Source organism: Streptomyces sp. BE20, assembly GCF_036322525.1.
In the GTDB taxonomy this organism is placed as follows: domain Bacteria; phylum Actinomycetota; class Actinomycetes; order Streptomycetales; family Streptomycetaceae; genus Kitasatospora.
In genome coordinates, this window is record NZ_JAQYWW010000245.1 from 1 (window position 1) to 10,245 (window position 10,245).

Below are 10,245 nucleotides of genomic sequence, written 5' to 3' on the forward strand. Positions count from 1 at the left end.
CGGCAGCGAAGGCCTCGAACTCAAGGCCATCACCGCCGCCGCCCTCGGCGGCGCCGCCCTCAAGGGCGGCAAGGGCGGCATCGGCGGCACCCTCCTCGCCGTCGCCCTCCTCGGCTGCCTCGAAAACGGCCTCACCGTCCAGGGCATCAACTCCTTCTGGCAGAACGTCGCCCAGGGCGCCCTCCTCGTCGTCGCCGTCGTCATCCAGCAACGCCGCAACGGCGAACGCGCCGTCGGACTCCCCGCCTGACGCACTGACGCCTCTCCAGAACTTCCCCATCTTCCGTCAGCACCCCAGCCAGCAGCGGCCGTTCCAACGGCGGGTCGGCCAGGCCGGTGCACACTGACGGAACGGCGAGGGCTGCTGAGGGTCGGCCTGATCGCCACCACCCGCCGGTGGCGCCCACCCCTGTGGTGAGCGCCACCGGCGGACGTGTCTCGTCCCGTCGTGGGCTCGTCCGCTCCGACGACCGGCGCGGCGCAGCGGGGTTCGAGGGGGTCCGGCCTGACCGGCCTGACCGGCGGGGAGAGCATGGACGGGACGGCCGGTCGAGGCCGGTGGGCGAACGGCCCACCGGCCTCGACCGGCCTTCGGCACCGTCCCCGGCCCCCGTCCCCCGTCCCCGCCCCCGGACTCGGCCCGAGCCCCCGAGCCCCGCACGGTGCCACGGCCCGGGCGGCGCCCGGACGTTCACTGCGGAGCGGCAATCGCCCCGAACCGCGCCGGCCCCCGCGGCGGGCGGCCACCGGACCGCGACAAACGGCAGGGCGCCTGCGGGAAGGTCCCGCAGGCGCCCTGCCGTCATGGCGTCGCCGCCCTCACTCCTCGGTGGGTCCGAGGTCGGGGCTCTGCGCGAAGCGGACGGACCGCTCGGAGGGAGCCGCGTGCAGTTCCAACAGCGCGATCTCGTTCAGCCCCGGGCGCAGGACGGGACCGGGCAGGTAGAGCGAGCGCTGCGGGCCCCGGGACCAGTACCGGCCGAGATGGAAGCCGTTGACCCACACGTTGCCCTTGGTCCAGCCGGGCAGGTGCACGAAGGTGTCGGCGGGCACGTCGACCGGGAAGGTCCCGCGGTGGAAGGCGGGGCCGACGACCGGTGTGTCCCCGGTGGTGAAGTCGAGGCCGTCGAGCGATCGCCACGGCAGCGGCAGGTTGGTCCACCCGCCGAGCTCCTCGCCGTTGAGCAGGACCGCGCCGGCCAGGCCCTTCCGGTCGTGCAGGCCCTGGCCGTAGTTGACCCTTCCCTGGTTCTCCACCAGGACGGTCAGGACGGCGCCGTCCCGGGGGACGCCGAAGGCGATGGCGTGCTCGTGGTTCTCGCGCTCCAGGACGCCGACCGGCTGGCCGTCGAGGAAGACCTGCGCGCGGTCGCGGACGTCCCGGAGTTCCAGCACAGCCGGCCCGGCCTGCGGCAGGACGGTCTCGTAGCGGACGAACCCGAAGTCCTGCCCCAGCTGTTCCATCGTGAGCGGGCGTTCGGAGCGCACGGTGGCGCCGAGCGCGGCGCTGTGCGGGAGGAGGTCCGCGACATCCGTCAGCGGCACGGTGCGGGGGGCGAGCTTCGGGGCGGGCTCCGGCCCGGGGCCGGCGGGCACGGGGGCATACTTCGCGATGACGTCGCGGAAGGCGCGGTACTTCTCGGTGGGATCGCCGGCCTCGTCCAGGGGCGCGTCGTAGTCGTAGGAGGTGACGGTCGGCCGGTAGGCCGCCTTGTCGTTGGCCCCGTTGGTGAAACCGAAGCTGGTACCGCCGTGGAACATGTAGAGGTTGACCGAGGCCCCCAGGGACAGCAGTTCGTCCAGTTCCTGTGCGGCGTCCTCGGCCGAGCGGACGACGTGGTGGCCGCCCCAGCGGTCGAACCAGCCGATCCAGAACTCCGTGCACATCAGCGGGCCGCTGGGCTGGTGGGCCCGCAGGGCCGCGAGGCCCTCCCGTGAGCGGCTGCCGAAGTTGGCTGTGGCGAGGGTGCCCGGCAGCCCGCCGCGGGCCAGGTCGGCGGGCTGGTCGCAGGTGAACAGCAGGACGTCCACGCCGTGCCGGCGCAGCAGGCCCGCCAGGTGCTCCAGATGCGAGGTGTCGTCGTCGTACGCTCCGAACTCGTTCTCCACCTGGACGGCCAGAACCGGGCCGCCCCGGGTGGCCAGGCGGTCGAGCACCGGGGGCAGGAGGCGTTCGAAGTAGTCCTCCACGGCAGCGAGGTAGACGGGGTCCTGGCTGCGGAGCCTGATGCCGGGGTGTGCGAGGAGCCAGGACGGCAGGCCGCCGCCCTCCCACTCGGCGCAGATGTACGGGCCCGGGCGCAGCAGGACGTGGAGACCTTCGGCCGCGGCCAGGTCGAGGAAGCGCGGGAGGTCGAGGGCGCCGTCCAGGTGGAAGGTGTCGGGGGACGGCTGGTGGAGGTTCCAGGGGACGTAGGTCTCCACCGTGTTGAGGCCCATGAGCCGGGCCTTGCGCAGGCGGTCGGCCCACTGGTCCGGGTGGATCCGGAAGTAGTGCAGCCCGCCGGAGATGATGCGGAAGGGCTCGCCGTCGAGGGTGAAGTCGTCTCCGTCGATCTGGAGAACTGGCATGGTACTGCTGCTCCTGAGAGGGGGGTCGGGGCGGGCGCCGGACGTCACGGTGCCGTGACCTTGAAGCCCTGCTGGTTGCCGTACTCGGTGATGCGCTTCTGCCAGGCCGTCAGACCGCCGTTGATGCCGCTGGTGAAGCTCTGGCCGACCGTGTCCTTGAACACCGAGTTGGCGTAGACCTGGAAGGGGAGGTACTGCCAGCCCTTGCCGACCGAGGCGGAGGAGGCGGCGAACACCTGGTTGGCCTGCTGCCCGCCGAGGGCGTCGACGGGCCGGTCGAGGAAGGCCGGGTCCTTGAGGAGCTCGGTGGTGGCGGGGAAGAGGCCGTTCGCGTTGAGGGAGCGGACGGCCTGGGGGTCGGAGTTCAGCCAGGTGGCGAAGGCGGCGGCGGCGGCCTTGTTCTTGCTGGTGGTGGGGACGGCGACGGCCGAACCGCCGTTCTCGGCGGTGACGTCGTCACCCGCGTTCCACTGGGGCATCGGCGCCGCCCGCCAGTTCCCGGCGGTGGTGGGGATGGTGGAGGCGATGTTGCCCGGGGCCCAGGCGCCGATGATCCACATCGCGTACCGGCCGCTGTTCATCGACTGCCACCACTCGTTCGTCCAGCCCGGGGCCGTGTCGACGAGCTTGCGGTCGACCAGGGAGGTCCAGAGGTCGGCGACCTTCTTCGCGCCGGGGTCCTGGAGGTCGACGCCGACCCCCGTCTCGCCCTTCTGCTGGAAGGGGCGGCTGCCGGCCTGCCACATCAGGCTGTCGAGGCCGCCGGCGTCGCCGGGGTCGATGGAGGTGATGTACCGGTCCGGGGCGGACTCCTTGATCTTCGCCGCGGCGGTCTCGAACTCGGCCCAGGTCTTGGGCGGTTCGATGTGCAGCTCGTCGAGGAGCTTCTTGTTGTAGAACATCGCCATCGGGCCGGTGTCCTGCGGGACGGCGTAGATGCCGCCGTTGACCGTGACCTGCGACCACGCCGAGGAGGTGAACTTGGACTCCAGCGCGGCCGCGCCGTAGTCCTTGAGGTTCACGAGCCGCTTGGACTGGGCGAGTTCGGGCAGGGCGAAGTACTCGACCTGGACCACGTCCGGCCCGCCGCTGCCGGCCTTGACGGCGGTCTGGAGCTTGGTGTACTCCGCCGCGGACTGCCCCGCGTTGACGATCTCGACCTTGATCTTGGGGTACTTCTGCTCGAACAGGGCGACGGTCTTGTCGAGGTTCGGAGCCCAGGTCCAGAAGGTGAGCGTGGTGGGCGTGTCCAGGGCCTTGGCGGGGTCGGCGGCCCCCTCGGACGGGGAGCCGCCGTCGGAGCCGCAGGCGGTGAGGGCGAGGACGAGTGCCGCGGCGGGGGCCAGTGCCAGGATTCTGCGGCGCGACGGGCTGTGGACGGAGGTCATGAGGGGGTCCTTGCTGTGAGGAAGGGGGATGGGGCTTGCGCCGGTCATTCCTTGACGCTTCCGGCGGCGAGTCCGGACTGCCAGAAGCGCTGGAGGAAGAGGAAGGCGACGATGAGCGGCACGATCGCGAGCAGGCTTCCGGTGACCACGAGGGGGTAGAAGTCGGTGGTGGTCGCGCCGCTTCCGGCGGCCCCGGTGGCGACCGCGTTCCACTGGTTGAGGCCGACGGTGAGCGGGAACCACTGGGGGTCGCTGAGCACGATCAGCGGCAGGAAGTAGTTGTTCCAGGTGGCGACCAGGGCGAAGAGCAGCACGGTGACGAAGCCGGGGCCGAGCAGGCGCAGCGAGACGGTGAAGAAGGTCCGCAGCTCCCCCGAGCCGTCGATCCGGGCGGCCTCCAGCAGGGAGTCGGGGACGGCCTCGGCGGCGTAGACGCGCATGAGGTAGACCCCGAACGGGCTGACCAGGGAGGGCAGCAGGACCGCCCAGGGGGTGTCGACGAGACCGGCCTTGCTGAACAGGAGGTAGGTCGGGACGGCGAGTGCGGTGCCGGGGATGGCGATGGCGCCGAGGATCATGGCGGCGATCGCGGTCCTGCCGCGGAAGCGGTACTTGGCGAGGCCGTATCCGGCGGCGGTGGAGACGAAGGCCGCTCCGCCCGCTCCGACGACGGCGTAGAGCAGGGTGTTGCCGAACCAGCGCAGGTAGATGCCGTCGTCGTGGGTGAGGACGTTCCCGATGTTGCCGAGCAGCCGGAAGCCGTCGCCGAACCAGAGGCCGAAGCTCTCCAGCAGGGAGGCGGTGTCCTTGGTGCTGGCCATGAACAGCCACAGCAGCGGGAGCAGTGCGTACGCCAGCATGGCGGTCATGGCCAGCGTGAGCGCGGTGCTCGGGCGGCGGGCGCGTGCGCGCCGGCCGGAGGTGGTCCTGGCGCTCACTGGCCCTGCCCCTTTCGCATCGACCGGATCTGCACGGCGTAGGCCGCGAGCGCGGTGACGCCGCCCAGGACCACGGCGACGGCGGCCGAGTAGTTGAACTGCTGGCCGTTGAAGGCCAGGTTGTAGGCGTACATGTTGGGCGTGTAGCTGGTGGAGATGACGCCCGGGGAGAGCGACTGCATGACGTTCGGCTCGTTGAACAGCTGGAACGTGCCGATGATGGAGAACACCGTGGCCAGGACCAGGGCCGGCCGCAGTGCCGGGAGCTTGATGCTCCACGCCTTGCGGAACTCCCCGGCGCCGTCCACCTCCGCCGCCTCGTAGAGCTCCTGCGGCACGGTCCGCAGCGCCGCGTAGAGGATCAGCATGTTGTAGCCCACGTACTCCCAGGTCACGATGTTGCCGATGGAGGCGAGCATCCAGGAGGACCCGAGCAGGTCGGGCACGTCCGTGCCGAGCACCTCGCCGATCTGGCCGACGAGTCCGAAGCGGTCGCCGTACAGGTATCCCCACATCAGCGACGCGACGACGGCCGGGACGGCGTAGGGGACGAAGATGCCGATCCGGAAGAGGCCGGTCCAGCGCAGCCTCCCGCTGTCCAGCGCCAGCGCCGCCACGAGTGCGAGCAGCAGCATCACGGGGACCTGGACGACCAGGAACAGCAGGACCCGCCCCAGGCCCGCCCTGACGAGGTCGTCGGTGAGCGCCCGCCGGTAGTTCTCCAGGCCGACGAAGACGGTGCCGCCGACCAGGCGGTCCTGGAAGAGGCTGAGGTAGGCGGCGTAGCCCAGCGGGGCGATGATGCCGATCACGAAGACGACGAGGAACGGCGCGAGGAACGCGTAGCCGAACGCTCCGTGCCCCGGCCGTCCGACACGGCGTCCCCGTCGCAGCCGGGGCGCCGCTTCGGGCCTGGGCGTGGGCGGGCGGACCGGATTCGGCCGGGGGGTGGTGGAGGGGGGTGACGTGCTCAAGGGTAGTGCCCTTCGTGGCGAATGTTTGCGCCAACATGACGATGGTGTTGAGTGTTGACCGTTTCCGCGCGGGGCGTCAAGGCACCGAAACACGGCGATGCAGCTTCGTAATCAGCACCGCGCCCGCCCGCGCGCGCCCGCCCGGCCGCACGCTCCCGCAGGGACGGGGGTGACAGATCGCCAAGGAGTGCAGCTCACGGGGCCTTTCGACCGGCTGTCGCGGCCGACGGAGCCCCCGCGGATCGGCTCCCGGAGCCGACCGCCGGAAGGTTACGGTCGGACGTCGGCCGGGTAAACCACGCGGCCCGCCACGGCCGGCCGGCGGCGCCGGACGATCGATTCACGTCCGATGTTGTTCGCTTGCCCGCCGCCCCGTACGCCCGCCGGCTCGGGCGCCCCCCTCGAAGCCGGCCGACGGGTGCGGCAGCCGGCCCCCGACCGCACCGGCCCGCTCCCCCGGCTCCCGACCGGCCGTGTCCGGTCGCTGATCGCGGCCGCTACGATGTTGACGCAGACATCAGGGAAAGGGGCCGGCATGAACACCGCGGCGAAGTCCGGCGCGGCCGCGCGCGTCACTCGGCGCCCGGCCTCCCAGGCGGACGTGGCCGCCCTCGCGGGAGTCTCCTCACAGACCGTCTCCCGGGTCGCCAACAACCGCTCCAACGTGGAGCCGGAGACCCGCGAGCGGGTCCTCTCCGCCATGCGCACGCTCGGCTACCAGCGCAACAGCGCGGCCCGGGCCCTCACCCTCGGACGCTTCCACGCGCTCGGCGTGGTGACCTTCGACGTCACCGCCCAGGGCAACGCCCGCACCCTCGCCGCCATCTCCCGCGCCGCCCAGGCCTCCGGCTACTCGGTCAACGTGGTCTGCGTCGAGAACGAGACCGAGGACGCCGTCCAGCGCGCCGTCCGGCAGCTCACCGACCAGGCCGTCGACGGGCTCGCCGTCATCGAGGCCCAGATCCTCGACCGGCCGGGCTTCGACATCTCGTCCGGCGTGCCCATCGTCGTCGCGGACGGCGACCCCGAGCAGCGGTACACCTCCGTCGATACCGACCAGGCGGCCGGCGTCACGGCGGCCGTCCGCCACCTTCTCGACCTCGGGCACCGGACCGTCTGGCACATCGGCGGGCCGCAGAACTCCTACGCCGCGCGTCGGCGCGCGGCCGCCTGGCGCACCGCTCTCGAAACCGCCGGAGCGCCCGTGCCGCCGATCGCCTTCGGCGACTGGACGGCCGCGTCCGGCTACGAGATCGGCCGGCGGCTCGCCTCGCAGCCGGACGTCACCGCCGTCTTCGCCGCCAACGACCAGCTCGCGCTGGGCCTCCTGCTCGCCCTGAACGAGGCCGACCGCCGGGTGCCGCACGACGTCAGCGTGGTCGGCTTCGACGACATTCCCGAAGCGGCCTACTTCGTGCCCCCGCTGACCACCGTCCGGCAGAACTTCGAGGAGGTCGGCCGCCAGTGCGTGGCCCGCCTCCTCGACCAGATCGATCCGCCGCAAGGCGAGGGGGCCCCGGTCACCACGGTGGCGGTCCAGCCCGAGCTGATCGTCCGCGCCAGCTCGGCCGCGCCGCCCGGCGCCACGGGACCTGCCTGACCCGGTGGGCCTGGCGTGCCCCCGCCCGCGGTTCGGCGGGGGCACGCCCGGTCACGACGGTCAGCCGATCCTGAACCGCTGTCCGGCGCCCGACCCGCACGGCGCCTGCACCAGTGCCGTACCGGGCGACGCCGAACTCGACTCGACCGCCAGGCACTTGCCGCTGTGCCGCGCCACCAGGGCGGAGAAGCCCCCGCCCGTCGGACGGACCGACCACTCCTGGTTCCACGCCCCGCTGCACCCGTACTGGACCACCCGGGCACCGTCCGCCGTGGACTCGCCCTCCACGTCCAGGCACTGCCCGCTGTGGCGCACCACCACGGACACCTGGCCGGGGCTGCCGGCCCGCAACGACCACTGCTGGGCCGATGATCCGGTGCAACCGGACTGGACGACGGCGGCGCCGGGCGCCCCCGCGCCACCGGCCACCTCGGCGCACAGGCCGCTGCGCCGCACGGTCACCGGCGCCCACACGTCCGCGTCCGCGCTGCGCACGGACCAGGACTGATTGCTCCCGGTGGTGGGCGGCCAGACGTTCACCGGCGCGCCGTCCCACCCCGCGGCGTCGCTGACGTCGAGCAGGAGCCCGGTGGCCTTGTTGACGAAGGTGCCGCGCCCGTCGCCGGCGGTGGAGCGCATCCACAGCTGCGCCGCCGCGTTGCCGGGTGCGGCGGAGCCGAGGGCGCCCGCGGTGACCGCGAGGGCCTTGCCGGTGGCGGCGTTGGTGATCCGGTAGGTCGCGGTGCTGTCCCAGCCGCCGCCGACCTTGGTGAAGGTCCACTGCTGCCCGGGGTCCGCCGGGTTCGAGGTGCGCTGGACGGGGCCCGCCTGGGCGTTGGGCCCGGCCGCGAGGGCCAGGCCGCTGTTCTCGTTCAGCAGCTGCCGCGCGCCGCCCGTCGGTGTGGTCGCCGTCGAGGCGTTCACGCCGACCGCGCCGGGGAGGACGAACGTGGTGACCGAGCCGGGGCCGACCGTCGTGGTCACCGTGGCGGCGGCCGTGACGGTCAGGTCCGCCCCGCGCTGCACGTTCCTGGTGCCGTCGGTGGTGTAGCGCTGGACGGCGGTGCCGAAGCCCGGCTTCTGGTAGCCGGCCAGGTCGAGGGTGAGGGCCTGCGCCGTGCCGGTGGTGTTGGTGTGGACGACCACCGTGCCCTCGCCGCCCGGCCGCAGGGCGGCGAGGGAGTGGGCGGAATTGGTGCCGATGATGCGGGCTCCGGGCCGGACGAACCTGGTGTAGTTCGCCATCGCCCAGTACTTCTTGTTCTTGCGGACGGGCTCGGCGGCCGGGTCGTCGGGCGTCAGGTCGACCTGGATGAGGCCCCAGTTGGCGTTCTCGTGGGCCGGGGTCATGTTCTCGTAGTCCTCGACGGCCTGCCACAGGACCCACGCCCGCGGTTCGAGCAGGGTGAGGTCGCCCGTGATGCGGCGGGAGAGGTCGAGGGCGGGTGCCATGTCGGTGAAGTTCTGCGGGCCGCTGCCGCCGAGGTCGACCTCCGACATCCACAGCGGCTTGCCCGCCCCCTTGGCGACGTCCCGGGCCCCGATCCGCCCTTGCGTGCCGTAGGTGTGGACGTTGAGCCGGCCGATCGCCGAACGCGTCGCGGCCGGGTAGGAGTTCCAGTCGTCGCGGAACATGACCGGGTCGGTCTCGTCCATCGCCGCCACCGGCGTGGCCAGGCCCGCCGCGTCCAGCGCACCGCGCATGCTGTCGATCATGCGCGCCTGGGCGGCGTGGTCCCAGTGGGACCCCTCCTGGGGACCGCCGGCGCGCCAGTACCCCGTACCGGGCTCGTTGACCGGCGACACGGAGTCGAAGGTGACGCCGGTGGAGGCCTGCACCCGCTTGATCGACCCGGCCAGGTAGGCGGCGAAGCGGTCGTACTGGTCGGGCCGGAGGTTGTTCTCCCAGCTGTTGACCGCGCCGGAGACCAGGCCGCTGACGGTCATGAAGTACGGGGCGGAGTTGGAGAACGCCTCGAAGGTGTCGGCGCCGCGGCTCTTCGCAGCGGCGAGCCACCAGCGCTGGTTGGCGTCCGCGGCGGCGTTCCAGTGGTTCGGGTCGTTCGGGTTCCACCAGTCGGCGGGCTCGACTCCACCGTTCGCGCCGCCCGGCTGCGGGGCGAACTCCGCAGGGCGGTTCCAGTGGCCGGGAACGGCTGCTCCGGCCCGCATGTACGGCACGGTCTCGGGGCTGTCGCCCCCGCCGATGTTGTAGCGGGCGACGGTCAGGCCGAGACCGTCGGCGCCGAAGAGCTCGTCGGCCAGCTGGTTGCGCCGCTCGTCGGGCCAGCCGCCGGTGACGTTGGCGAACCAGCCCAGCGTGGTGCCCCAGCCCTGGAAGGGCTGCTGCTGGTAGCCGGGGTCGAGCCGGACGGTGAGGTGGGCGGTCGGTTCGGCGGCGGCGGCCGGCTGCGGGGGCGCGAGCAGGCCGGCACCGGCCGCCACGACCGCGGCGGCGAGACAGGTGCGGGCCGTGCGGTGCCGTGCCTTCTTGGTACGCGGGGCCATCGGTCCTCCAGGTGCGGGGGCAGGCAGACGGACGGCACGCCCCTCGGGTGAGGGAGGGGCGTGCCGGTGGAGGTGGAACGTGTGCCGGGTGGGGCCCCGGCCCGCGGACGGACCGGGTCCCGCACGGGGTCAGACCGCGACGGTGTGGCGGCTGAACTGCTGGTTGGTGCCGGTGCCGCAGGTCCACTGTTCGAGGGCGGCGCCGTTGGTGGTGGCCTGGTTGATGACGTCCAGGCACTTGCCGCTGTGCCGGGCGATCAGCCGGA

At 72.6% G+C, this 10,245-nt stretch carries 7 protein-coding genes and 1 pseudogene; 2 read left to right on the forward strand and 6 right to left on the reverse strand.

What is annotated here, in order from left to right; all coding sequences use genetic code 11:
* Positions 1-250, forward strand: a pseudogene (locus PUR61_RS01310) (ABC transporter permease); the annotation flags it as partial.
* A gap of 569 nt (positions 251-819) precedes the next feature.
* Here the strand turns inward: PUR61_RS01310 and PUR61_RS01315 are convergent.
* The 4 genes from PUR61_RS01315 to PUR61_RS01330 are packed head-to-tail and all read right to left on the reverse strand — an operon-like array spanning position 820 to position 5,790.
* Complete coding sequence (locus PUR61_RS01315) at positions 820-2,571, reverse strand: glycoside hydrolase family 35 protein (RefSeq protein ID WP_329874733.1); 1,752 nt, start codon at positions 2,569-2,571, stop codon at positions 820-822.
* A 44-nt stretch (positions 2,572-2,615) separates the two neighbouring features.
* On the reverse strand, positions 2,616-3,959 hold the full coding sequence (locus PUR61_RS01320) for an ABC transporter substrate-binding protein (protein WP_329874735.1): 1,344 nt from the start codon (positions 3,957-3,959) through the stop codon (positions 2,616-2,618).
* Between the two features lie 44 nt (positions 3,960-4,003).
* Positions 4,004-4,897: a carbohydrate ABC transporter permease gene (locus tag PUR61_RS01325; protein ID WP_329874737.1), complete on the reverse strand. Its 894-nt coding sequence runs from the start codon at positions 4,895-4,897 to the stop codon at positions 4,004-4,006.
* Positions 4,894-5,790 carry a carbohydrate ABC transporter permease gene (locus tag PUR61_RS01330; protein ID WP_329874743.1) on the reverse strand — a complete coding sequence of 299 codons (897 nt, stop codon included), beginning with the start codon at positions 5,788-5,790 and terminating at the stop codon, positions 4,894-4,896. The genes PUR61_RS01325 and PUR61_RS01330 overlap by 4 nt, the downstream gene beginning before the upstream one ends.
* A 616-nt stretch (positions 5,791-6,406) precedes the next feature.
* Here PUR61_RS01330 and PUR61_RS01335 point away from each other — a divergent pair.
* Positions 6,407-7,471 carry a LacI family DNA-binding transcriptional regulator gene (locus PUR61_RS01335; protein ID WP_329874739.1) on the forward strand — a complete coding sequence of 355 codons (1,065 nt, stop codon included), beginning with the start codon at positions 6,407-6,409 and terminating at the stop codon, positions 7,469-7,471.
* Positions 7,472-7,531: 60 nt separating this feature from the next.
* Here PUR61_RS01335 and PUR61_RS01340 read toward each other — a convergent pair whose 3' ends face one another.
* On the reverse strand, positions 7,532-9,979 hold the full coding sequence (locus PUR61_RS01340; RefSeq protein ID WP_329874741.1) for an RICIN domain-containing protein: 2,448 nt from the start codon (positions 9,977-9,979) through the stop codon (positions 7,532-7,534).
* A 129-nt stretch (positions 9,980-10,108) separates the two neighbouring features.
* Positions 10,109-10,240 (reverse strand): RICIN domain-containing protein, encoded by a 132-nt coding sequence (locus PUR61_RS01345; RefSeq protein WP_329874745.1) that lies wholly within the window; start codon positions 10,238-10,240, stop codon positions 10,109-10,111.
* Between the last annotated feature and the right edge of the window lie 5 nt (positions 10,241-10,245).

Coding starts and splice junctions, on each gene's coding strand:
- PUR61_RS01315 (WP_329874733.1), bottom strand. CDS start 2,571: ATGCCAGTTCTCCAGATCGACGGAGACGACTTCACCCTCGACGGCGAG.
- PUR61_RS01320 (WP_329874735.1), bottom strand. CDS start 3,959: ATGACCTCCGTCCACAGCCCGTCGCGCCGCAGAATCCTGGCACTGGCC.
- PUR61_RS01335 (WP_329874739.1), top strand. CDS start 6,407: ATGAACACCGCGGCGAAGTCCGGCGCGGCCGCGCGCGTCACTCGGCGC.
- PUR61_RS01340 (WP_329874741.1), bottom strand. CDS start 9,979: ATGGCCCCGCGTACCAAGAAGGCACGGCACCGCACGGCCCGCACCTGT.